Source organism: Mycobacterium sp. SM3041, assembly GCF_039668335.1.
In the GTDB taxonomy this organism is placed as follows: domain Bacteria; phylum Actinomycetota; class Actinomycetes; order Mycobacteriales; family Mycobacteriaceae; genus Mycobacterium.
The window spans coordinates 34,692-56,556 of record NZ_JAYXBQ010000034.1 but is presented as its reverse complement, the minus strand read 5'-3'; the positions used below and the strand labels follow the sequence as shown (position 1 = coordinate 56,556).

Genomic DNA, 21,865 nt, shown 5'->3' with positions numbered 1-21,865 from the left:
TCAGCGGCAGAGGGCCTGGCTCAGCGGTGACGGGAAGCGCGGCTTGACGCGCACGCCGTCGAGCCAGTCTGTCAGTTCGGATGCCTTGCGCTGCAGCGTTTTCCGTGCTGCGGCTCCGACGTCTTCGACGTATTGCAGCTGCACCCGGCCGTCGACGTCCTGACCCCAGGCGCCGACGACACGGCCGTCCCACCACACTGTGGGACCGGCGTTGCCCGAGCGGTCGAACAACTGGCCCGCGTGCGGGCCGAGATACCAGGAACGCGCCTGCCAGCCCATGACGGTCGGGTCCAACCCGGGCAGCAGTGCGCCCCAGGGCGCAACCGGGGGAGTGTCGTCGAGATCGTCGGGTAGGACGAATCCGGCGTCATCGCAGCCCTCGAGGGCGACCTGCACGGCCTCGATCGAGCGCAGTCCGTCACGCGCCCACGTCAGTGTGTGACCGAACCACCACTTGATGTCAGTGGCCGTGGCCGGCCCGAACGTGCGGAGCCAGGTCCGCAGCAAGGTGTCGCGTGCCGCATCAGGCTCCATCGCCACGACGGGTTCAGCCAGCCAGTGCGACGCCGCGGCCCACAGCGGCCGCGATGTCGTCCACATGCCGTCGTTGGGGCCGCGCAGGACGTGCCCCTGCGCGGACAGCACCGTCATCACCCGCGGCGCGACGGGAGTGCTTCCGCCCCAGGTCTTTCCGGGCGCCGGATCCCAGCTGCCCGCCAACTCGGGCAGCGCGGCCCGCAGCGCGGCAGTGCCGGCCGTCAAACCCGCTTCCAGGTGCCGACGCACCGCAGCCGATGCCAGCTCGAGCCACGCCTCGCCGTCGGCCGCGATGCCGGACTTTTCGATGTCAGCGATCAGCCGCTTGCGCTCGGTGGTGGCCACGCGCTCGCTGGCCGCGGCCTGGACCGCAGGCAGGTCCGCGGTGTGCACGACCCACAGCGTCCGGCGCATGGCCATGTGCTTGACCAACTGCCGGTCCCGGTACAGCGCCGCATCGAGGTCGTCCACGGCGAAACCGGGCAGTCGGGCCCACAGGGAGAGGTACGGAGTGGCCGGATCGGTGCCGTGCAGGCCGACCAGCGCCCGGGTCACCTCGGCGGGGCTCGAGGCCGGATCGCTCAGGAAATGGCGGTGCGCCAAGCGATTGCGGCGCTTGGCGATGGTGAAGGTACGCAAGTCAGCCGTCGTGCATCGAGCGACGGATCTGCTCGAGGCGTTCCGCGGCAGCCTTCTGGCGCGCTTCGTACTGTTCCTCGACCGAACGGCCCTCGGGGGTTTCCGCGGCCAGCTCGGCCGAGCCGATCGCGGTGCCGTACCGGTTCTCGATCTTGTCGCGCACCGACTCGAAGGTCGGGACACCGTCGGGGGTGTAGCCCGGATCGACAGGCGGGGACACCGGCACCGGGGCGGGCGCCGCATCCAATGGCACGATCTCGGCGTCGATGGGCTCGGTTTCGTCGGCCATGGCTTCACCGTACCGCGCCACAAAGTTGGGATCGGTAGCCGCGGCGCCCGCGTGTACTTACCGCACGACGACGCCACTGGGGCGGCGTAACGAAGAAGGGAAACCCTCTGACATGAACATCAATCGCACTCTGGCCGCTGGTATCGGCATGCTGGCCGTGGGCGCCACCCTCATCGGCTGCTCCACCGACAAGGCGGACGGCCCGAAGGCGTCCGGTCCGGGTTCGGTGAGCAACGGCGGCGGCAACACCGTCGTCAAGGTCGAGGGCCAGGACCTGGCCGGCCTGGACCTGAAGTCGGTGACCTGCGTGAAGCAGGGCGGCAGCATCAACATTGCCAGCGCACCCATCGGCGGTGGCGCGCAGGGCCTCGGCGTCGTCATGACGGACGCTTCGCCGCCGAAGGTGCAGTCCCTGGGCCTGGTGGTCGACGGCAACGCGCTCGCGGTGTCGGAGATGGGCGGCATGAAGACCGGCTCGGCTGACGTCAAGGTCGACGGCAGCACGTACACCATCACCGGGCAGGCCGCCGGTGCCGATATGAAGAACCCCATGGCGGGGATGATCTCGAAGAACTTCGAGATCAAGGTGTCCTGCGGCTGACATGCCCGGGGCTGCCCGAGCGGCGGGTGCAGACCATGCATCCGCCGCTCGACCTATGATTCGGCCGTGTCGATCACCGGCGAACTCGCTCGCGCCCGCGCGCTGATGTTCGCCGCCGACGAGCAGACAGCCAAAGAACTGCTGCTGTCGCTGATGCCCGCCATCGAAGCCGCCGACCGCGACGACCAGATGCTCGAGGTCTTCGCCCAGCTCGGCGAGATCTATCTGATCCGCGGCGCCCTGGACGGCGTGCGCGAATGCATCCGTCGTATCGACGACTGCCTCGACATCTACGCATCGATCCTGGGCGGCCGTGCGCCGGCCGAGATCGTCGCGCAGATGACCATGACCCCGGAGGACGCGGATCACATGCTCAGCCGCTACCGCCGCCGGGCCACCTTCCTGCGGACCGGCCTGTCCGCCGCGATCGGCGACCACGAAGGGGCGGCCGCGTCCCTGACCGCGCTGGACGGCCCGTCCCCATACTCCGATCTGGACGACGAACACACCTATCTGCTGACCCACGCCCGCATCCTGTGCGCGCTCGCGCTCTGCGACGACGATCTGCACGTCCGCTCGGTGCCGCTGTGGGAGGACGTGCTCGCCGCAATCGCTCCGCCGGCCACCACCCCGGAACGGGAATACCTCTGGCTCACCGGAGCGCTCGGCTACGCACGGTTCTGCATCGACACCGGCAAAGTGGACGAGGCATTGCCGTGGCTGCGCCGCGCCGAGGCCCGGGCGCAGGCTCGGGGCTGGGAATTGGCCGCGGCCCGAGCGAAATTGGAGCGGGCGGCGGTGAGCTGGCTGGCCGGTGACCAGCAGGGTACGGAGGCGCTGCTCACTGCCGCGTATCCGGAGATCGCCCGCCAGGCGCGGGCCCACGAGGTGTCGCGCTGCTGGCTGTACTTCGGACTCACCCGACTGGCCGCCGGCGCGCTGCAGGCCGCAGACGAATGCTGGGGACACGCCGAACGGCACTGGCGTGAGCTGGGCAAGCCGCTGCACGTACACCGTATCTTGTTGCAACGCAGCTGGATCGCCATCTTCCGGGGCCGCTACGACGAGGCCCGGGCACTGATCGATCAGGCCCGGACTTGCCTGGATTCCTCACCGCGCAGCAGCTGGTTGCAGTACGCCCGGCTGGATGACCAACTCGGCACCGTCTGGCGTGCCGAGGGACTCGCGGATCTCGGCTTCGATGCCGCGGGTGATCCCGCCGACACCTGGGCACAGGCCGAAGCCCGCTACCGCGGTGGGCTCGGGACGTGGTCCGCCGAACCCGGCACCGACCAATACCGTTCCGGCATGGACAAACTGGCCGCCGCTGCCGACCTGAAGTTGCCCGCGGCGCTGGCTGTCGACTCGGTGCGCTATTCGATCACCGACGCCGATGCCCGGTCGCGATGGGCCGCCGGGGTGGCGGCACCTCTTCTTGCCGGTGCGTTCGCGGTCGCCTGGGAATCGCAGGATCCGGCGCTGGTCGGCGAACTGATCGAATATCACAGCGCCCGAGGGGCATTCAGCGTCGACGCCGCGACGGGCGCCACGATGGAGTGGGCCCGGGCCACCACGACAGCCGCACCGGTTCTCGAGGTCGACGAACTGGCGTCGGTCGCATCCGGCCCGGTCGCGGTCGGCGCCGCCGGGCTCATTCGGCTCGGGCCGTTGCCGCCGCTGCAGATGGAGCCCGACGGTGCGCCGGTGCTGGCGCGCTACCGCGAGCTGGCCCAGACGCGCTATGGCCGCGCCGTCACCGCGGACCAGGAGGCGTGGTCGACATGCCCGTAACCCAGGACACCGCAACGACGTTGGTGCTCCGCTTCGCCGACATCGGTATCGCGACGTACGTCAGCCTCCGGGTCGTCGGCGCACCGGAGCGGCTGGTCACCTGGGTGGTGGCCGAGGACGTTCTGCTGGCGGTGACCTCCGCGCTGGCTGAGGCCTTGCCGGATCCGCTTGACGGTGAACAACTTTCCGAAGCGTTGACCCGGTCGTTGGCGACGGGTCCGTTCGCTGCTGTGGCACGCGAACGGGAGCTCGCCCGGCTCCTCGGGGCCTTGCTCCCGGACAAAGCGTGGGATCTGCTGCGGCAGTGCACCGCTGACCCGGACCTACCGGTGCTCTTCGTATCGCCGAGCGCCCGCCTGAGCCGGGTGCCGTGGGGCCTGCTCGCGCAGTCCAGCGGAACTGGCGACGAGCGCCTGATCGAAGTCGCCGACCTCCTGCTGGCGGTGCCACCCAACATCGCGAACGCGCCACGCAGGCAGCCCCAACCAGCGGACGGGCCGCCGCTGCTGGTGCTGGACCCGAAAGTGCCCGGCCAGCGGCCGGATTCAGCGCTCGGCTCGGTGCTCGGCCGGCCCGCACCGGACACCGTGCTGGCCCGGCACTTCGGCGAGCGGCCGGCCCTCCCAGCGGTCGACGCCACCGTGGAGCTCTTCCGCCGCGGCGACGCCGACCGGCACTGGCTGGCGGAGCAGCTGGCGCTGCGCCCGGCACGGCTCGTGTACGTCGGGCATGCCAGTGCCGCTCCCGACCGCGACGGCTCGGCCGACCAGGCGGCTCTGCATCTGGCGGAGCCCGAGCCACTGACGGCCGCCGACATCATGGTGATGGGATTGCCGATCCCGCCCCGGGTCGCGCTGCTGGCCTGCGCATCCGGCGCCGACTACCGGTTCGACGAGGCCACCGGACTGGTCGCGGCGATGATCCTCGGTGGCGCACAGGTGGTCACCGCGACTCTCTGGTCGCTGCCCACCACCGCCGGATACCGGACGGCCACGGCGGGCGCCGCCGACCCGATGGCGGAGGCGATCATCGCCGTCGACGCCGCGCACCAGGCGACGACACCGGCTCGTGCCGTGAACCGCTGGCAACGAGACTGCCTGCAGCGCTGGCGAACCGGAGACGCCACACTCAGCCCCGTGTACTGGGCCGCGCTGATGACCTTCTCCGTCGACGGGGCACGCTGATGACCATTGGGCCACAACCACGTCGTGCCGTCATCGACGCCGCGTGGCGCGAGATCGGGCCCGGTCTCGAACTGCTGAGCAGTCCCGACGGCGGTCCGCTGAGCCGCGCGGTGAAGCGCATCATCGATCCGTTGGTGCTCCGGCTGCGGGCGCACCCCGAATACTCCGCGCCCGTCGTCGCCGCCGACGTCGCCGACGAGATGCGCCGGGTGATCGTCGACCACGCGGTTCAGTTGCGGGCCGCGGCACAGTGGTTCGCGTTGTTGAAGGCGCAGCGCCGGCGCGACCGGATCACCACCGGCAATGCCCAAGAGCTCTACTTCCCGGTGTGTTTCGAACTGGCCGCGACCAGAGGCACACCAGGGCAGGATGATTCGCGCATCGTCGCGGAGGCGCTGCGCGACGTGCACGGCGATCGGGACCGCACCGCGGTCGAGCGGCTGCACGAGTACCTCGCCGATCCTGCGGTGCTGGAGACGTTGTCACGTCAGCTCGATGCCGGCTGGGACGACGTCAGGGCGGACGAGGCGCCGTGCGAACCGTTTCTCGCCGGCCTGACGACGGTGCTCGGCCCGGACGGTGGCCACAACGCCGATGCTGCGCGGCAACGGGTCTGGACCACGTTGATCGGCGACAACACCCCGTACAACTTCGGCGCCCGGATGCGGGACGCCCTGCCCGCCGCGCCGTGGTCGGTCGACCAGATCGGGTTGTGCGGTGCCGCACCGCAAGCCAAGCCGACGGTCGCCGGCTCCCGCGCCGCCGAACGTCCCCTCGACCGCAGCATCGTCGACCGGGTCCGGGCGACGCTGCGCCGTGCCCTCGACCGCGACGAGTTGCCCGACCTGCCGACCCTGTGCGCCGAAGAGGCCGACCGTGCGGCCTCGCCGTGGGGGCTACTGGCCGAGGACAACCAGGCCACGCTCGTCGCCGGCATCGAGATCGGGATGGACTTGGCGCCGCTCGAGGTGAATCACCGGACGCGCTACCACCTTTCGGGCCAGATTCAGGCGCGGCTCCGCAAAGAGGCGTACGTGCTGCACGCCCGTCGCTATTTGACCGACGACGGACCGGTGCACCCGCGGCAGCAGCAGGTGGTGGACGACCTCGGCGCATTCGTCCGTCCTTATGTCTCGCGGCTGTGGGCCCGCCTGCACGGACGTGACGTCTGGCAGGAACCCTGCGACGACGCCGGCGAGGTGCGCGGACTGCTGGACGGGGTCGCCCGGTCGGTGAGTCTCGATCATCGCCAGCGCATCAAGGCGATGCTGGAATTGGAGGCGGCAGGATGAAACTCACTGTCGATTCCGGATTGTGGGCTTTGGGGTCCGAGGTCGCGGCACCGCCGGAGGTGGCGGTGCTCGAGGTGAGCGGTGCGGTCCTCGCCTGGACGATCCACGATCCGGTGCAGGCGGTCCGGATCACGTTCACCGATCTGTCCGCGGCCGACTGGTTGTGGCGGCTGGTCGGCGAGGCCGGACATGTCGCGGTGCTCGCCGCCGCCGAGACTGCCGACGTCCTGCTACTGCCCGAACCCCTTGCCGCACTTCGCCGTCTGGCCGTCGGGCACTGGCTACGGCGGTGGTGGCCGGCCAGCGCCCGCGACGGCATCGTGCCGCTGGACCCCGCGGTGCTGGACGCCGAGGTGGCGCTGTCGACGGCGGCTCTGCAGGACTACTTCACCGAGGACACCCTGGATTCGGATATCGCCGGGCTGCTGGCGCCGCACCGACAGGCGTTGGCGAGTACGGCGGCATCCGGGGACCCCCGGATTCTCGGCCTCGTCCGCAGCTGTGTCGACCTCGCCGACGAGGCCGGACTGGGGGACTGGTCCGAAGTCCTTGCGGCCCAGGGGCCACCGCGGCAGGACGACTATGCGCTCGCCGCCGGGCAGCCCGGTGCCGTCGGCGACGGGGCCATCGCCGACGGCGTCGCATCCGTCTCGTGGACCGCGGTGCCACCGCGGACATTCGACGCTGCCGAGCACACCATCGACTGGTCCGTGTGGGCCCGTGACGGTGCGGTGGTCGCCGACATCCGGGTGGCCACCATCGGTCCCGCGGACGGCATCCCGGTGCGGCTGGACTCGGGTTCGATCGGCGGCGGCGGCACGCTCGACATCGACGGAAACGCGACCGTGCCGCTGTCGGCCACCGAAAACCAAGCGTGGGGCCATGATTGGACGGACACCACCGTGACGGTGGGTGCCGGGACCGGCGAGACGGCAGCGGTTCGGGACCGGGTCCGGCGCTACGTGCGGGCCCGGCTGGCGGCGCCCGGTGCCGACGCGTTCCTCGCTGAGATCCTGGCCGCCGAAGCCGACTACTAGGTCACCGGCGAGCGGCTTCGACCGGCATGGCGGGTGCCGTCGCGGCGGGCAACGGCAGCCGCGGCACGCCCGGTGTCCCGAGCTGGCCGGCCAGCCACGGCAGCGCCGCGCTGAACGCCTGCGCCGCGAACGGCCAGTCGTGCTTGCCCGGCCGTTCGACGACCGCGCACCGGATGCCACGGGTGCTGCCGACGCCGCACAGCGAGTGCGCCGCAACGGTTTGCGCGGGCAGCGGGCCGCGTGAGAGCTCCGGTCCGTTGATGTCGTACCAGGCCGCGATGTCGTCGTACGTGTGACGGGACATCACCGTCATGGGGTCCCAGTCGGCGTATATGGCGGTGCTGCCACCGAACAGTCGTTGCACGGTCTGCGGCCGGTCACCGGCGTTCGGCGCGATGTCCCCGGCGATGTCCTGGAACGCGCTGAACAGATCCGGATGCATCACCGTCAGATCCACCGCGCAGGTGCCGCCCATGGACCAGCCGACGATGCCGCGGTGCCGGCGGTCGGTGCTCACGCCGTAGTTGGCGGTCATGAAGGGCAGCACGTCCTTGATCAGATGGTCGGCGGAGTTGCCGCGCGGCCCGTTGACGCACTCGGTGTCGTTGTTGAAAGAACCGCCGGGGTCGACGAACACCAGCACCGGGGCGTTGCCCTGATGAGCGGCGGCGAAGGCGTCGACCGTCGTGATCGCGTTACCGGCCCGCAGCCAGTCGGCGGGGGTGTTGAATTCGCCGCCGATCATCATCACCATCGGCAGTCGCGGCGGCGGGTTGCTGGCGAACCAGGCCGGCGGCAGGTACACGTATTCGTCGCGGTGCTTGAATCCCGATGCCGCCGAGCCGGTTTGGATCTCCACCACGCTGCCCTTGCTCGGTATCTGCCGTGCCTTCTGCATCGCGACCACGGTCTCGGGTCGCGTCTGGTTGGGCAGCGGCGCCGAGTTGACCTGTTCCCACGCGGTGTCGAGATTCGGGAAGTATCCGACCCAGGCGTTGAGCGTCAGCCCCGTGGACAGCACGCACAGCGGTACCGCCAGCATCGCCAGCCCGCGGCGCCACCAGCGGGTGGCCTGCCAGCCGACGATCAGCAGAACCACCGCGGCGCCGGTCACCGCGGTCCAGACCCACAGCCGGGTCGGCGCGGGTTCGTCGGACCAGCCCTGCGATGCCACGATCCAGCGGGCGGTGGCCGTCACCAGCAAGCCGGACGCGGCGGCGACGGGCAGCCAGACGGCGCGCCACCGGCTGTTACGCCAGCCGACCGCGAAGATCAGCACTGTCACCGCGAGGGCCTGGACGGTGCCGGGCAGCCAGCCGTGCGTCAACGAAACATGTTGCTCGCCATAGAGCCCGGCGTTCGTCGCACCGATCGTCACGACGTCAGGGTGCCGCGCGAAGCTGGGAGGCTCCTGTGCTTACCGCGGCTTCGCGAGCGGGAACGGCAGCGTCTCGCGGATGCTGCGTCCGGTGATCAGCATGACCACGCGGTCGACGCCCATGCCGAGACCGCCGGTCGGCGGCATGGCGTATTCCATCGCCTGCAGGAAGTCCTCGTCCAGCTCCATGGCCTCGGGATCGCCGCCGGAGGCCAGTAGCGACTGTTCCTCGAGCCGCCGGCGCTGTTCCACCGGATCGGTCAGCTCGCTGTAGGCGGTGCCGAGCTCGACACCCCAGGCCACCAGGTCCCACCGTTCGGCAACGCCGGGGATGCTGCGGTGCGGCCGGGTCAGCGGCGACACGGAGGTCGGGAAGTCCTTGTAGAACGTCGGTGCCTCGGTGCGGTCTTCGACGAGGTGCTCGTACAGCTCCAGCACGATCGCGCCGGCGTCCCAGTGGGTCCGGTACGGGATCGTCGCGCCGTCGCACAGCTTGCGCAGGGTCGCCACATCGGTCTCCGGGGTGACGTGCTCGCCCAGCGCCTCGGACACCGCGTCGTGCACCGTCTTGACGGGCCAGTGGCCCGAGATGTCAACGGGCGTAAGGCTGCCGTCGGGTCCGGGGCGCATGACCATCTGCGCGCCGTTGGCGGCCGCCGCGGCGTTCTGGATGATCTCGCGGCAGCCGTCGATCCAGACGTTGTAGTCGGCGTGCGCCTGGTACGCCTCCAGCAGGGTGAACTCGGGGTTGTGGCTGAAGTCCACACCCTCGTTGCGGAACGCGCGGCCCAGCTCGAAGACGCGCTCGACACCGCCCACGCACAGCCGCTTCAGGTACAGCTCGGGCGCGATGCGCAGGTACAGGTCAAGGTCGTAGGCGTTGATGTGGGTCTCGAACGGCCGCGCGTTCGCGCCGCCGTGAATCTGCTGCAGGATCGGGGTCTCGACCTCCAGGAAACCCTTGCCCACCAACGTTTCCCGGATGGCGTGCAGCACCCGGCTGCGCGCGGTGATCAACTCTCGCGACTCGGTGTTGATCGCCAGGTCCAGGTACCGGGTGCGGACGCGGGCCTCGGGATCGGTCAGGCCCTTCCACTTGTCGGGCAGCGGGCGCAGGCACTTGCCGATCAGGCGCCAGTTGTGCACCAGCACCGACACCGTGCCGTTGCGGCTGGTGCCCATGGCGCCGGAGACCTCGATCAGGTCACCGAGGTCGATGGCGCCGGTGAATTCGGCCACGGTGCTGCCGGTCAGCAGCGAATTGTCCAGCAGCAGTTGGACTTCGCCGGACCAGTCGCGCAGTTGGGCGAACAGCACGCCGCCGTAGTCGCGCAGCCGCAGCACGCGGCCCGCGACGCAGACCGCGGTGTCGGCGGCCGACCCCAGCGCCTCGGCGACCGTGTGGCTGGGCGCCTGTCCCACCGGGTAGGCGTCGATGCCTTCCGCCTGCAACGCCTGCAGCTTGGCCATCCGGACCCGGACCTGGTCGGGCAGGCGCCGGGCCTCGGCGGTGTCGGATGCCCCGGCCGCCAGATCAGCGACATCGGGTGCGCTGCCGTCGGGATGCAGCCGTCCCGAATCGATCAGGTTCTTGGGGGCCGCGGTGTGGTGGCCGGTGTGGGGCTGTTCGTCGCGGCGGGAGAACGGCAGCACGAGGAAGCCCTCGGCGATCACCGACGCGACGCCCACACGCGGGATCAGGCGCGCGTCTTCGTAGCAGGCATAGCGCGGTACCCACTCGGGCAGGTACTTCATGTTGGAGCGGTACAGCGTCTCCAGCTGCCACCACCGCGAGAAGAAGATCAGCAGCGCGCGCCACAGCCGCAGGATCGGGCCCGCGCCCAGCTGCGAACCCTGCTCGAACGCCGAGCGGAACATCGCGAAGTTCAGCGAAATCCGGTTCACGCCAATCTCTTCCGAGCGCTGGCACAACTCGCTGACCATCAGCTCGATGGTGCCGTTGGGGGAGGCGGGGGAGCGGCGCATCAGGTCCAGCGACACCCCGTTGTTGCCCCACGGCACCAGCGACAGCATCGCCACCACCTGGCCGTCACCCTGCACGGCCTCCACCAGCAGGCAGTCCCCGTCGGCGGCGTCGCCGAGCCGGCCCAGCGCCATCGAGAAGCCGCGTTCGGTCTCGGTGTCGCGCCAGGCGTCGGCATGCGCGATCACCTGAGCCATCTCGTCGGCGCTGATGTCGCGGTGCCGACGCATCCGTACCGTCAGCCCGGCGCGGCGGGCGCGGGTGACGGCCTGGCGGACGGCCCGCATGTCGGGGCCCGACAGCCGGAAGTTCTGCGGATGCAGGATGGCCTCGTCGCCGAGTTGCAGGGCGTTCAAACCACCCTGGCGGTAAGCCTCCGCGCCGGTCGAGCTGGCGCCCATGACGCCCGGTGCCCAACCGTAGGTCTGGCACAGCGCCAGCCACGCGTCGATGGCCGCCGGCCAGGCCCGCGGGTCGCCGACGGGATCACCGCTGGCGAGGCAGACGCCCACCTCGACCCGATAGGTGATGGCCGCACGGCCGTTGGGTGCGAAGACCACGGCCTTGTCGCGGCGGGTGGCGAAGTAACCCAGCGAGTCGTTCTTGCCCCACAGCTCGAGCAGGCCGCGGATCGCGGACTCGTCCTCGCCGGTGAGGGCGTTCTCGGCGCGCTGGGACTGGAACAGCACGATCGCCGCCACGATCAGCGCCACGGCGCCGAACAGGCCGAACAGCGCGTTGAGGAACGCGTGCGGATGGCCGCCCTCGAACGCCTCCTTGCCGACCGCGGCGAAACCACTGACCCGGTTCACCGCATAGGCCAGTCGGTAGTCGGGGTCCAGCGGCGGCCGGCCGGGGAACATCTCCAGCAGCCCCCAGGCCGCCAGGATGCCGACAGCCATGCCGGCGACCAGGGTCAGGGCCGCCTTGAGCAGCGCCCCGCGGCGGACCTTGGCCCAGAACTGATTCCGCGACAGCAGCAGGACCACGATGACGCCGATGTGGAACACCAGGCCCAGCGCCTCGCCGAAGTCCTCCACGAAGGTCAGGTCGCCGTCCGGGAAGTTGTCGGACAGCAGTCCGTAGACGTTCCAGCCGATGTGGCCGACCATGTAGATCAGCAGGACCCACCAGGCGATCCGCTTACGTGCGGCGAGTGCCGCGGCCAGCAGGATCAGCACGAACGACCAGGCGAAGCTGGTGTCCGGGAAGTTGAACAGGTAGTCGTTGACGAACTCGCGGGGGATGTGGATCATCCACCGGATCAGCGGCGACAGACTGGCGAACAGCGACAGGGTCGCGACGACACCGACGGTCCATCCGGCCGCGGGCGGAACCCACCCCAATGTCGTCGGGCGCTGCTGCGATCTGCTCGGCGTCAACGTCATAAGTTCGGACAATATGCGGTGAAACCTGGAAGTGTCTGCACAGCCCCTGAGCTACCAGACCGGGCCGGTGTACTTCTCGCCCGGACCCTGCCCGGGCTCGTCCGGCGCGACGCTCGCCTCGCGGAACGCCAGCTGCAGGCTCTTGAGGCCGTCCCGGACCGGGCCGGCGTGCAGTCCCAGATACTCGGCCGAGGCCTGAACCAGGCCGGCCAGCGCGGTGATGAGGCGACGGGCCTCGTCGAGGTCGCGGTGCGGGCTCTCGTCGGGATCGGCATCGGCCAGGCCGAGCTTCTCGGCGGCCGCGCTCATCAGCATGACGGCGGCGCGGGTGATCACCTCGACGGCGGGGATCTCGGCGAGCTCGCGCACCTGGTCACTGGTTAGGTTCGGGTCGGTCATGACTGCTAGAGTGTCATGCGCGACCGTCCTGGCTTACGTCAGGACAGCAAGTGGAGTCCCACTCCCACCGTCGGCCTCGCGGCTTGACGGTCCGGTCACAGGCACATTGTGCCTGTTCTGCGTTGTGCGCAGGCGGCGTGAGCCGTGATCGGTCGGCAATGGGCCCTGCTATATGCAGGGCTTTTCTGTTCATGCGAACAGATGGCTGAGCCGGGTGTGACCTCTACTGAACAAGTAATGGAACAACCCGGGAGGCCCCATCAGCACTGAGACACGCGTCAACGAGCGCATTCGCGTACCTGAAGTTCGGTTGATCGGACCGAACGGCGAGCAGGTAGGGATCGTGCGCATCGAAGATGCCCTCCGCGTCGCCCAGGACGCCGATCTCGACCTTGTCGAAGTTGCGCCAGGCGCCAAGCCGCCGGTCTGCAAGATCATGGACTACGGCAAGTTCAAGTACGAGACGGCTCAGAAAGCACGTGAGTCTCGCAAGAACCAGCAGCAGACCGTCGTCAAGGAACAGAAGCTGCGTCCCAAGATCGACGACCACGACTACGAGACCAAGAAGGGTCACGTAGTCCGCTTCCTCGAAGCAGGGTCGAAGGTCAAGGTGACCATCATGTTCCGCGGACGTGAGCAGTCGCGGCCCGAACTGGGCTACCGACTCCTGCAGCGGCTGGGCGCCGACGTCGCCGAATACGGCTTCATCGAGACGTCCGCCAAGCAGGACGGCCGCAACATGACGATGGTGCTGGCTCCGCACCGCGGCGCGAAGACTCGCGCCAAGGCGGCGCACGACGCCGACGCGCCGGCCGGACGGCCGGCCCCCGCGGCACCTGAATCTGACGCAACCGCGTAACAGCAGTCGCGATCGCTCGCAGCGGCCTCCAGCCGCCGCGAGCGACCGCATGGAAAGAAACTGAGGACACATGCCCAAGGCCAAGACCCACAGTGGCGCATCGAAGCGGTTCCGCAAGACCGGAACCGGCAAGATCGTGCGCCAGAAGGCCAACCGCCGCCACCTGATGGAGCACAAGGCCACCAAGCGCACCCGTCGTCTCGACGGTCGCGCCGTGGTTGCTGCCAACGACACCGCGCGTGTCGCCAAGATGCTGGCCGGCTAGTACCGCCCGCTCCCCTGAACATCGAAGGATAGGAAAACTCATGGCACGCGTGAAGCGCGCACTGAACGCTCAGAAGAAGCGGCGCACAGTACTGAAGGCCTCGAAGGGTTACCGCGGGCAGCGCTCGCGGCTCTACCGCAAGGCCAAGGAGCAGCAGCTCCATTCGTTGACCTACGCCTACCGCGACCGTCGCGCCCGCAAGGGTGACTTCCGGAAGCTGTGGATCACGCGTATCAACGCCGCCGCTCGCGAGAACGGCGTCACGTACAACCGCCTGATCCAGGGCCTGAAGCTGGCCGGCGTCGAGGTCGACCGCAAGAACCTGTCGGAGATCGCCATCAGCGATCCCGCCGCGTTCACCGCGCTGGTCGAGGTGGCCAAGGCCGCTCTGCCTGCTGACGTCAACGCCCCGTCCGGAGAGGCTGCCTGAGTCTGACTACAGACTCAGCGCTCACCGAGCGATCTGCCCGGGTGGTCGCTGCAGCCAAGCTGCAGCGCCACGTCGGGCGCAAACGCGCCGGGCGCTTCCTTGCCGAGGGACCCAACCTCGTCGAGGCAGCGCTGCGGCGCGGACTTGTTTCTGAGGTCTTCGCGACGGCCGCCGCGCTGGAGCGCTTCGGCGCACTGCTGGACGGTGCCCCGGTCGCGGTGATCACCGAGAAGGCCGCAAAGGCGTTGTCGGAGACCGTGACGCCCGTCGGGCTCATCGCCGTGTGCGCGCTGCCCGAGACGTCGTTGGCGGACGTGCTGGCGGCAGAGCCACGGTTGCTCGCGGTGCCGGTCGGCATGTCGGAGCCCGGCAACGCCGGCACCCTGATCCGCATCGCCGACGCCATGGGTGCCGACGCCGTGGTGTTCGCCGGACACAGCGTCGACCCCTACAACGGGAAATGCCTGCGGTCCTCGGCGGGCAGCATCTTCTCACTGCCCGTGGTGGTGGATCCCGATGCGGCCGCGGTGGTTTCGGCGATCCGGGACAGCGGCATGGAGGTGCTCGCAACCGCGCTGGACGCCTCCGTCGACATCCGCGCCGCCGATCTGTCGGCGCGTACCGCGTGGCTGTTCGGACCCGAGGCGCACGGCCTGCCGCCCGACGTCATGGCGCTGGCATCGCAGCGCGTGCACATCCCGATGCGGGGGAGCGCCGAGAGCCTCAACGTGGCAGCCGCCGCATCGATCTGCCTGTACGAGAGCTCCCGGGCCCACTCCTGATTCGGCCTAGGCCAGCAGCCCCTTGGCGACGTGGGTGATCTGCACCTCGTTGCTGCCGGCGTAGATCATCAACGACTTGGCGTCACGCGCCAACTGCTCGACGCGGTACTCGGTCATGTAGCCGTTGCCGCCGAACAACTGGATGGCATCCATCGCGACATCGGTGGCGGCCTGCGAGCAGTACCACTTCATCGCCGACGCTTCGGCGAGCGGAATCTGCCGGCCGGCCTGGCCGGACTCGATGACGCGGAACAGCATGTTGCGCACGTTCATCCGGGCCACCTCCATGCTGGCCAGCTTGAGCTGGATCAGCTGGAACTGGCCGATGTTCTGCCCCCACAACGTGCGGGTCTTGGCGTAGTCGATGCACAGCCGCAGACATTCTTCGATGATGCCCAGCGACATCGACACGACGCCGACGCGTTCGGCCGAGAAGCTCGAGCGCGCGCTGTCGCGGCCGTCGCCGGCCTTGTTCTCCTCGGTCTCGCCGAGCAGCCGGTCGCGGCCCAGCCGGACGTTGTTGAAGAACAGTTCACCGGTGCGCGACGAGTGAATGCCCATCTTGCGGAACGGTTTCGACTGGACGAAGCCCTCCATGCCGCGGTCGAGCACGAAGGTCAGCACCTTGCGGTCGCGCTTGTCGGCGCCGTCGCCCTCGTCCAGCTTGGCGTACACGACGACGACGTCGGCGTCGGGGCCGTTGGTGATGAAGGTCTTCTGGCCGTTGAGGATGTAATCGTCCCCGTCGCGCACGACGTAGGACTTCATGCCGCCGAATGCGTCCGAGCCCGAGTCGGGTTCGGTGATGGCCCAGGCGCCGACCTTCTCGTAGGTCACCAGGCCGGGCAGCCAGCGTTCCTGCTGGGCCAGGGTGCCGCGGCTCTGGATCGTGGGGACCGTCAGGCCCAGGCTGACGCCCACGCCCGTCACCAGACCTGAACTGACCCGGCACAATTCGCTGATCAGCACCATGCCCATGCCGGCCTGGTCCGGTCCACCGCCGAACATCCCACCGGACGCCCGCGGCTTGCCGTCCGAGGCCTCGCCGGACCGCAGCCGGGACAGCCGTCGCTCCAGTGCCTCCCGTGCCATGACGTCGATTCCGAAGGTGGCGAACAGTTTTCGGATGATCGGGTACGGCTCCATGTCGCCGCCCTCGAGTTCGTCGAGGTGGGGCCGAATTTCCTTGTCCACGAACTCGCGAACGGCGTCGCGCACGGCAATATCGACGTCGGACCAATCAAGCATCTATTCAGGCAGCCTTTCCGGACACTGAACGGTTGCGTGCGGGACGCAGACCGGCCAACGAGAACGTGGTGTGCACCAGTGACCCGGCGCGCTCCATCAACGACTTGTGACGTGGGACATAATGCATCGGCAGGCCCCAGCGGTCTTTCGGCGGGGCCATGAATCCCGGCGCCTCGACCAGTGGCGCGTCGGCCGGCACGCGCCCGGCGGCCCGGCGGTACGCCGCCAATGCTCTTGGGTGCAAACGGATTTCATCGGGGACGGCGAGGAAGGCCAGTTCGACAGCCTTGCCCAGCAGGCGCAGCACCACTTCGTCACCGGGTGTCCAGCGCATGCCGGCCCGTTCCCGGACGGCGGGGTCGAACACACCGGCCGCAACCCAGCGCTGCCCGGCCACGAGAGGCCTGAACATCTGGTCCCACACCGGGGTGGGCATCAGCACGAACCACGGCTTGGGGATTCGGATGGTGAAGATGTCGAGCGTGGCCCGGTTGATCTCCAGCTCTTCGGAACACTTGTGTTCCCAATAGGTTTGGAAGTCCTCCCAGGTCTCCGGGACCGGCCGCATGCTCATGCCGTACATGCGGTACCACTGCACGTGCTCGTCGAACAGCTGGCGTTTCTCGGCCTCGGTCAACCCGCCGCAGAAGTACTCGGCGGTCTTGAGGATCAGCATGAAGAACGTCGCGTGCGCCCAGTAGAACGTCTCGGGATTGAGCGCGTGGTAGCGGCGGCCGTCGTGGTCGACGCCCTTGATGGTCTCGTGATAGCCGCGGATCTGGGCGCCCGTGTCGGCGGCGCGGTCACCGTCGTAGACCACGCCCATGATCGGGTACACCGAGCGCGCGACCCGCTGCAACGGCTCCCGCAGCAGGATCGAATGATCCTCCACGCCGGCCCCCAGTTCGGGATACATATTCTGGATCGCGCCGATCCACACGCCGAGGATGCCGGTGCGCAAGTCGCCGAAGTACTTCCAGGTCAGCGAATCCGGCCCGAGGGGTTCGGCGGCGGGTGTCGTCCGTGGGGTCATGGTGTCCTCGCTCAACGTTGATACCGAGGGTTCTGTGTCGCCACGATAATCGTGACAACGTATGTTGTCCACGATTTGACGATGGTGTTGCCGGGACCGTTACAGAGCGTCCATCGGGTCGCCATAACTCAGTGACCAGCCAGTTTTCCGACGCGCGGCCACGGTCGTTGCCGGTGCCGCGGGCCGCCACCTAGGGTGGCGTCGTGGAAGTCGAATCGTTCGAAGAACGATCCGACGGTGTGGGAGAGATCGGCCCGGCGTCACACGCGGGGCCAGGATCAAGTGGACCGTTGGGGTGGTTGCAGAACACCAATCACAGTCCGGCTGTAATCGGATTCATCAGGCGGGCACGTCGTGCCCTGCCCGGCGACCCCGATTTCGGTGATCCGCTGTCGGTGGCCGGTGTCGGTGGCCCCAGCGCCGCGGCCCGGGCCGCCGATCGGCTGTTGCCACGCGGCGGGGCGTCCCACGAGGTGAGTCTCGCCGGGCTGCAGGTGTGGCAGGCCCTGACCGAACGTGTGTCGGGCCGGCCCGCGAACCCCGAGGTGACCATCGTCTTCACCGATCTCGTCGGCTTCTCCAAGTGGTCGCTGAGCGTCGGCGACGAGACCACGCTGCGACTGCTGCGTCGCGTGGCCCAGGTGTTCGAACCGCCGCTGCTGGAATCCGGCGGCCACATCGTCAAACGCATGGGCGACGGGTCCATGGCCGTGTTCAGCAATCCGGTGACCGCCCTGCGGTCCGTCATCCGCGCGCTCGATGCCCTGAAAGAAGTCGAGATCGACGGCTATCACCCCAAGATGCGAGCCGGCATCCACACCGGGCGGCCGCAGCGCATCGGGTCGGACCTGCTCGGCGTCGACGTCAACATCGCGGCACGCGTCATGGAGCGGGCCACCAAGGGCGGGCTGATCATCTCGCAGTCCACGCTCGACCGGATCGACCAGCAGTACCTGGACGCCCTCGGCGTGACGCCCAAGAAGGTGCGCAAGCAGCTGTTCGGCCCGAAGACATCCGGCGTGCCCGAGGACCTCGCGATGTACTGGATCAGGCCGCGCAAGGACGCCGCAACCGAACCCGATGACGGGGAGCTCGCCGAAGCCTGAGGTCTGCCGGTCCCGGCGAGTGCGGTGGGCGCGACGCTCGTCGCTATGATCTCCGGGTGGCTGAGCAGGGTGAAGAACTATCAGAAGCAGCATTGACCGCGGTGGTCGAGGCCGCTCGTCTCGCCTTCGACCAGGCCGCTGACCTGGACGCTCTGGCTCGCGCCAAGACCGAGCACCTCGGGGACAAGGCGCCCATCGCGCTGGCCCGTCAGGCACTGGGCACCTTGCCGAAGGAGGAGCGGGCCGACGCCGGCAAGCGCGTCAACGTCGCCCGCAGCGCCGCGCAGCAGGCGTTCGACGACCGCATCGTGGTGCTGCGCGCCGAGCGCGATGCCGCCGCCCTGGTTGCCGAACGCATCGACGTGACGCTGCCGACGACGCGGCAGCCCATCGGTGCCCGGCACCCCATCACGATCCTGGCCGAGAACGTCGCCGACACCTTCGTGGCGATGGGCTGGGAACTGGCCGAAGGTCCCGAGGTCGAGACCGAACAGTTCAACTTCGACGCGCTGAACTTCCCGCCGGACCACCCCGCGCGCAGCGAGCAGGACACCTTCCACATCGCGCCCGACGGCTCGCGACAGGTGCTGCGCACCCACACGTCGCCGGTGCAGATCCGGGCCCTGCTGGAACGCGAACTGCCCGTCTACATCGTGTCGATCGGCCGCACCTTCCGCACCGACGAACTCGACGCCACCCACACCCCGGTGTTCCACCAGGTCGAGGGGCTGGCCGTCGACAAGGGCCTGACCATGGCCAACCTGCGCGGGACCCTGGATGCCCTCGCGCGCGCCCAGTTCGGCCCCGAGGGCCGCACCCGGTTCCGTCCGCACTTCTTCCCGTTCACCGAGCCGTCGGCCGAGGTCGACGTCTGGTTCCCGGACAAGAAGGGCGGCCCCGGTTGGGTGGAGTGGGGCGGCTGCGGCATGGTCAACCCGAACGTGCTGCGGGCCTGCGGCATCGACCCCGACGAATACTCCGGATTTGCCTTCGGCATGGGATTGGAGCGAACCCTGCAGTTCCGCAACGGAATTCCCGACATGCGCGACATGGTGGAGGGCGACGTGCGCTTCTCCCTGCCGTTCGGGGTGGGTGCCTGATGCGTATTCCCTACAGCTGGCTGCGCGAAGCCGTCCAGGCCGGGGCTCCCGGCTGGGACGTGTCGCCGGAGGAACTGGAACAGGCCTTCATCCGGATCGGCCACGAGGTCGAGGACGTCATCGCCGCCGGGCCGGTCACCGGTCCGCTGACGGTCGGCCGCGTCGTCGAGATCGAGGAACTGACCGAGTTCAAGAAGCCCATCCGCGCCTGCAAGGTCGACGTGGGTGAAGCCGAACCCCGCGACATCGTCTGCGGCGCACGGAACTTCGCCGTCGGCGACCTCGTGGTCGCGGCGCTCCCGGGTACCGTGCTGCCCGGTGACTTCAAGATCGCCACGCGCAAGACCTACGGCCGGGTGTCCGACGGCATGATCTGCTCGGCGGCCGAATTGAACTTCGGCTCCGACCATTCCGGCATCATCGTGCTGCCCCCGGGTACCGCCGAGCCCGGTGCGTCGGGCGCCGAGGTGCTGGGGCTGGACGACGTGGTGTTCGACCTCGCCATCACCCCGGACCGCGGCTACTGCCTCTCCATCCGCGGCATGGCACGCGAGATCGCATGCGCCTTCGACCTGGATTTCGTCGACCCCGCCGACGTGCCGCCCCTGCCCGCCGAGGGCGAGGCCTGGCCGCTGACGGTCCAGCCGGGCACCGGCGTGCAGCGTTTCGGGCTGCGTCCGGTCGTCGGCATCGACCCGGCCGCGGTGTCGCCGTGGTGGCTGCAGCGCCGCCTGCTGCTGTCCGGCATCCGCGCCATCTCACCGGCCGTCGACGTCACCAACTACGTGATGCTCGAGCTCGGCCACCCGATGCACGCCCACGATCGCAAGCTGATCACCGGTGGCTTCGACGTGCGCTTCGCGAAGCCGGGGGAGACCGTCGTCACCCTCGATGATGTCGAGCGCAAACTGGATCCGGGCGACGTGCTGATCGTCGACGACGTGGCCACCGCGGCCATCGGCGGCGTCATGGGCGCCGGTACCACCGAGGTTCGCGACACCACCACCGACGTGCTGCTGGAAGCGGCGGTCTGGGATCCGGCCGCGGTGTCGCGCACCCAGCGCCGCCTGCACCTCGTGAGCGAGGCCAGCCGCCGGTACGAGCGCAGCGTCGACCCGGCGATCTCCCGCGCCGCGCTGGACCGTTGTGCCGCGCTGCTGGCCGAAATCGCCGGTGGCACCGTCGAACCCACGCTCACCGACTGGCGTGCCGAGCACACCGCGCCGGACTGGTCGCAGCCGCCGGTGACCATCTCCGTCGACCTGCCCGACCGCGTCGCCGGCGTCAGCTACCCGGACGGCACCACGGCCCGCCGCCTCATGCAGATCGGCGCGCACGTCACGGTGTCCGGCGCAACCGCCACAGTCGTGCCGCCGAGCTGGCGGCCCGACATGAAGCAGCCCGCCGATCTGGTCGAGGAGGTGCTGCGGCTCGAAGGGCTCGACGCCATCCCGTCGGTGCTGCCGCAGGCGCCCGCCGGCCGCGGTCTGACGGCGGCGCAGCAGCGCCGGCGTGCCATCGGTAAGTCGTTGGCGCTGGGCGGTTTCGTCGAGGTGTTGCCGACACCGTTCCTGCCCGCCGGCGTGCTGGACGCCTGGGACCTGCCGGCCGACGACCCGCGCCGCGCCACGATCTCGGTGCTCAACCCGCTCGAGGCCGACCGGCCCACACTGGCCACCACGCTGCTGCCGGGCCTGCTGGAGGCGTTGGTACGCAACGTGTCTCGCGGTGCGGCCGACGTCGCCCTGTTCGGCATCGAGCAGGTCGTGCAGGCCACGCCGCACACCAAGGCGCTCGCGCCCATCCCGGTGGACCGGCGCCCGACCGACGCCGAACTGGCCGAGATCGACGAGGCGCTGCCGTACCAGCCGCTGCACGTCGCCGCCGTCCTGACGGGCCTGCGTGAGCCGGCCGGCCCGTGGGGCCCGGGTCGTGCGGTCGAGGCCACCGACGCCCTGGAGACCGTGCAGATCATCGCTCGGGCCTGCGGCGTCGAGGTGACGCTGCGCGCGGCACAGGAACTGCCGTGGCACCCGGGCCGCTGCGCCGAGGTACTCGTCGGTGACACTGTTGTGGGCTACGCCGGCCAGTTGCACCCGGCCGTCATCGAGCGCACCGGCCTGCCGAAGGGCACGTGCGCCGTCGAGCTGAACCTGGACGCCATCCCGGTCGTCGAGCGCGCCATCGTGCCGTCGGTGTCGCCGTACCCGGCGGTCTTCCAGGACGTCAGCCTGATCGTCGCCGACGACGTCGCGGCCCAGGCCGTGGTCGACGTCGTGCGCGAGGGTGCGGGCGACCTACTGGAGGACGCACGGCTGTTCGACGTCTACACCGGCCCGCAGATCGGGGAGGGTCGCAAGTCCCTGACCCTGGCCCTGCGGTTCCGGGCGCCCGACCGGACGCTCACCGAGGACGAGGCCAGCGCGGCCCGCGACGCCGCCGTGGCCCTGGCCACCGAGCGCCTCGGCGCCGAGCACCGCCGCTAGTTCAACTTCCCGCGAGCGGGCGTGTTTGTACGCAGAC

General features: G+C 69.4%; 19 protein-coding genes. 12 read left to right on the top strand and 7 right to left on the bottom strand.

Going from position 1 to position 21,865, the window contains the following annotated elements:
* Complete coding sequence (locus tag VXD91_RS08090; protein WP_346415127.1) at window positions 1-1,176, bottom strand: winged helix DNA-binding domain-containing protein; 1,176 nt, start codon at window positions 1,174-1,176, stop codon at window positions 1-3.
* A 1-nt stretch (window position 1,177) separates the two neighbouring features.
* The gene (locus VXD91_RS08085) at window positions 1,178-1,465 is read right to left on the bottom strand and encodes a hypothetical protein (RefSeq protein WP_318987270.1); all 288 of its coding nucleotides are present in this window, start codon (window positions 1,463-1,465) and stop codon (window positions 1,178-1,180) included.
* 118 nt (window positions 1,466-1,583) lie between these two features.
* On the opposite strand from VXD91_RS08085, the gene VXD91_RS08080 reads away from it, so the two are divergent.
* From VXD91_RS08080 to VXD91_RS08060, 5 genes are all read left to right on the top strand, one after another.
* A complete protein-coding gene (locus VXD91_RS08080; protein ID WP_212814767.1) occupies window positions 1,584-2,066 on the top strand; it encodes a lipoprotein LpqH in 483 nt (160 codons plus the stop codon).
* A gap of 66 nt (window positions 2,067-2,132) precedes the next feature.
* Window positions 2,133-3,857 carry a hypothetical protein gene (locus tag VXD91_RS08075; RefSeq protein ID WP_318987269.1) on the top strand — a complete coding sequence of 575 codons (1,725 nt, stop codon included), beginning with the start codon at window positions 2,133-2,135 and terminating at the stop codon, window positions 3,855-3,857.
* Complete coding sequence (locus tag VXD91_RS08070; RefSeq protein ID WP_318987268.1) at window positions 3,848-5,041, top strand: CHAT domain-containing protein; 1,194 nt, start codon at window positions 3,848-3,850, stop codon at window positions 5,039-5,041. Before VXD91_RS08075 ends, VXD91_RS08070 begins: the two co-directional genes overlap by 10 nt.
* On the top strand, window positions 5,041-6,333 hold the full coding sequence (locus tag VXD91_RS08065) for a hypothetical protein (RefSeq protein ID WP_318987267.1): 1,293 nt from the start codon (window positions 5,041-5,043) through the stop codon (window positions 6,331-6,333). The genes VXD91_RS08070 and VXD91_RS08065 overlap by 1 nt, the downstream gene beginning before the upstream one ends.
* Window positions 6,330-7,370, top strand: coding sequence for a hypothetical protein (locus VXD91_RS08060; protein ID WP_318987266.1), 1,041 nt, complete (start codon window positions 6,330-6,332; stop codon window positions 7,368-7,370). Before VXD91_RS08065 ends, VXD91_RS08060 begins: the two co-directional genes overlap by 4 nt.
* A gap of 1 nt (window position 7,371) precedes the next feature.
* Here VXD91_RS08060 and VXD91_RS08055 read toward each other — a convergent pair whose 3' ends face one another.
* From VXD91_RS08055 to VXD91_RS08045, 3 genes are read right to left on the bottom strand one after another with little or no spacing between them, the layout of a single operon-like run.
* Window positions 7,372-8,748: an alpha/beta hydrolase-fold protein gene (locus VXD91_RS08055; protein ID WP_318987265.1), complete on the bottom strand. Its 1,377-nt coding sequence runs from the start codon at window positions 8,746-8,748 to the stop codon at window positions 7,372-7,374.
* 39 nt (window positions 8,749-8,787) lie between these two features.
* Window positions 8,788-12,120 (bottom strand): bifunctional lysylphosphatidylglycerol synthetase/lysine--tRNA ligase LysX, encoded by a 3,333-nt coding sequence (lysX, locus tag VXD91_RS08050; protein WP_318987264.1) that lies wholly within the window; start codon window positions 12,118-12,120, stop codon window positions 8,788-8,790.
* Window positions 12,121-12,171: 51 nt separating this feature from the next.
* A complete protein-coding gene (locus VXD91_RS08045) occupies window positions 12,172-12,519 on the bottom strand; it encodes a DUF1844 domain-containing protein (protein ID WP_061003551.1) in 348 nt (115 codons plus the stop codon).
* 259 nt (window positions 12,520-12,778) lie between these two features.
* Between VXD91_RS08045 and infC the strand changes: the two genes are divergently transcribed.
* From infC to VXD91_RS08025, 4 genes are all read left to right on the top strand, one after another.
* Window positions 12,779-13,378 carry a translation initiation factor IF-3 gene (gene infC, locus VXD91_RS08040; protein WP_082762265.1) on the top strand — a complete coding sequence of 200 codons (600 nt, stop codon included), beginning with the start codon at window positions 12,779-12,781 and terminating at the stop codon, window positions 13,376-13,378.
* A gap of 70 nt (window positions 13,379-13,448) precedes the next feature.
* Complete coding sequence (gene rpmI / locus VXD91_RS08035; RefSeq protein ID WP_020103309.1) at window positions 13,449-13,643, top strand: 50S ribosomal protein L35; 195 nt, start codon at window positions 13,449-13,451, stop codon at window positions 13,641-13,643.
* 40 nt (window positions 13,644-13,683) lie between these two features.
* A complete protein-coding gene (gene rplT / locus VXD91_RS08030) occupies window positions 13,684-14,073 on the top strand; it encodes a 50S ribosomal protein L20 (protein WP_029121325.1) in 390 nt (129 codons plus the stop codon).
* A 41-nt stretch (window positions 14,074-14,114) separates the two neighbouring features.
* Complete coding sequence (locus VXD91_RS08025; RefSeq protein WP_318987263.1) at window positions 14,115-14,855, top strand: RNA methyltransferase; 741 nt, start codon at window positions 14,115-14,117, stop codon at window positions 14,853-14,855.
* Between the two features lie 6 nt (window positions 14,856-14,861).
* Here the strand turns inward: VXD91_RS08025 and VXD91_RS08020 are convergent, their stop codons facing one another.
* Both VXD91_RS08020 and VXD91_RS08015 read right to left on the bottom strand, forming a co-directional pair.
* On the bottom strand, window positions 14,862-16,103 hold the full coding sequence (locus tag VXD91_RS08020) for an acyl-CoA dehydrogenase family protein (protein WP_318987262.1): 1,242 nt from the start codon (window positions 16,101-16,103) through the stop codon (window positions 14,862-14,864).
* A 4-nt stretch (window positions 16,104-16,107) separates the two neighbouring features.
* Window positions 16,108-17,136 carry an oxygenase MpaB family protein gene (locus tag VXD91_RS08015; RefSeq protein ID WP_212814112.1) on the bottom strand — a complete coding sequence of 343 codons (1,029 nt, stop codon included), beginning with the start codon at window positions 17,134-17,136 and terminating at the stop codon, window positions 16,108-16,110.
* 203 nt (window positions 17,137-17,339) lie between these two features.
* Here VXD91_RS08015 and VXD91_RS08010 point away from each other — a divergent pair, with 203 nt between their 5' ends.
* The 3 genes from VXD91_RS08010 to pheT are packed head-to-tail and all read left to right on the top strand — an operon-like array spanning window position 17,340 to window position 21,828.
* Window positions 17,340-18,242, top strand: a complete 903-nt coding sequence (locus VXD91_RS08010; protein ID WP_318987261.1) for an adenylate/guanylate cyclase domain-containing protein — start codon at window positions 17,340-17,342, stop codon at window positions 18,240-18,242.
* A gap of 56 nt (window positions 18,243-18,298) precedes the next feature.
* Window positions 18,299-19,342 carry a phenylalanine--tRNA ligase subunit alpha gene (pheS, locus tag VXD91_RS08005; RefSeq protein ID WP_318987260.1) on the top strand — a complete coding sequence of 348 codons (1,044 nt, stop codon included), beginning with the start codon at window positions 18,299-18,301 and terminating at the stop codon, window positions 19,340-19,342.
* Window positions 19,342-21,828, top strand: a complete 2,487-nt coding sequence (pheT, locus tag VXD91_RS08000) for a phenylalanine--tRNA ligase subunit beta (protein WP_346415126.1) — start codon at window positions 19,342-19,344, stop codon at window positions 21,826-21,828. The genes pheS and pheT overlap by 1 nt, the downstream gene beginning before the upstream one ends.
* Window positions 21,829-21,865 lie beyond the last annotated feature (37 nt).

What these genes read in the sequence shown, in the direction of transcription:
- VXD91_RS08085 (WP_318987270.1), bottom strand. Translation starts at nt 1,465, where the DNA reads ATGGCCGACGAAACCGAGCCCATCGACGCCGAGATCGTGCCATTGGAT.
- VXD91_RS08070 (WP_318987268.1), top strand. Translation starts at nt 3,848, where the DNA reads ATGCCCGTAACCCAGGACACCGCAACGACGTTGGTGCTCCGCTTCGCC.
- VXD91_RS08065 (WP_318987267.1), top strand. Translation starts at nt 5,041, where the DNA reads ATGACCATTGGGCCACAACCACGTCGTGCCGTCATCGACGCCGCGTGG.
- VXD91_RS08060 (WP_318987266.1), top strand. Translation starts at nt 6,330, where the DNA reads ATGAAACTCACTGTCGATTCCGGATTGTGGGCTTTGGGGTCCGAGGTC.
- lysX (WP_318987264.1), bottom strand. Translation starts at nt 12,120, where the DNA reads ATGACGTTGACGCCGAGCAGATCGCAGCAGCGCCCGACGACATTGGGG.
- VXD91_RS08045 (WP_061003551.1), bottom strand. Translation starts at nt 12,519, where the DNA reads ATGACCGACCCGAACCTAACCAGTGACCAGGTGCGCGAGCTCGCCGAG.
- rpmI (WP_020103309.1), top strand. Translation starts at nt 13,449, where the DNA reads ATGCCCAAGGCCAAGACCCACAGTGGCGCATCGAAGCGGTTCCGCAAG.
- rplT (WP_029121325.1), top strand. Translation starts at nt 13,684, where the DNA reads ATGGCACGCGTGAAGCGCGCACTGAACGCTCAGAAGAAGCGGCGCACA.
- VXD91_RS08020 (WP_318987262.1), bottom strand. Translation starts at nt 16,103, where the DNA reads ATGCTTGATTGGTCCGACGTCGATATTGCCGTGCGCGACGCCGTTCGC.
- VXD91_RS08015 (WP_212814112.1), bottom strand. Translation starts at nt 17,136, where the DNA reads ATGACCCCACGGACGACACCCGCCGCCGAACCCCTCGGGCCGGATTCG.
- pheT (WP_346415126.1), top strand. Translation starts at nt 19,342, where the DNA reads ATGCGTATTCCCTACAGCTGGCTGCGCGAAGCCGTCCAGGCCGGGGCT.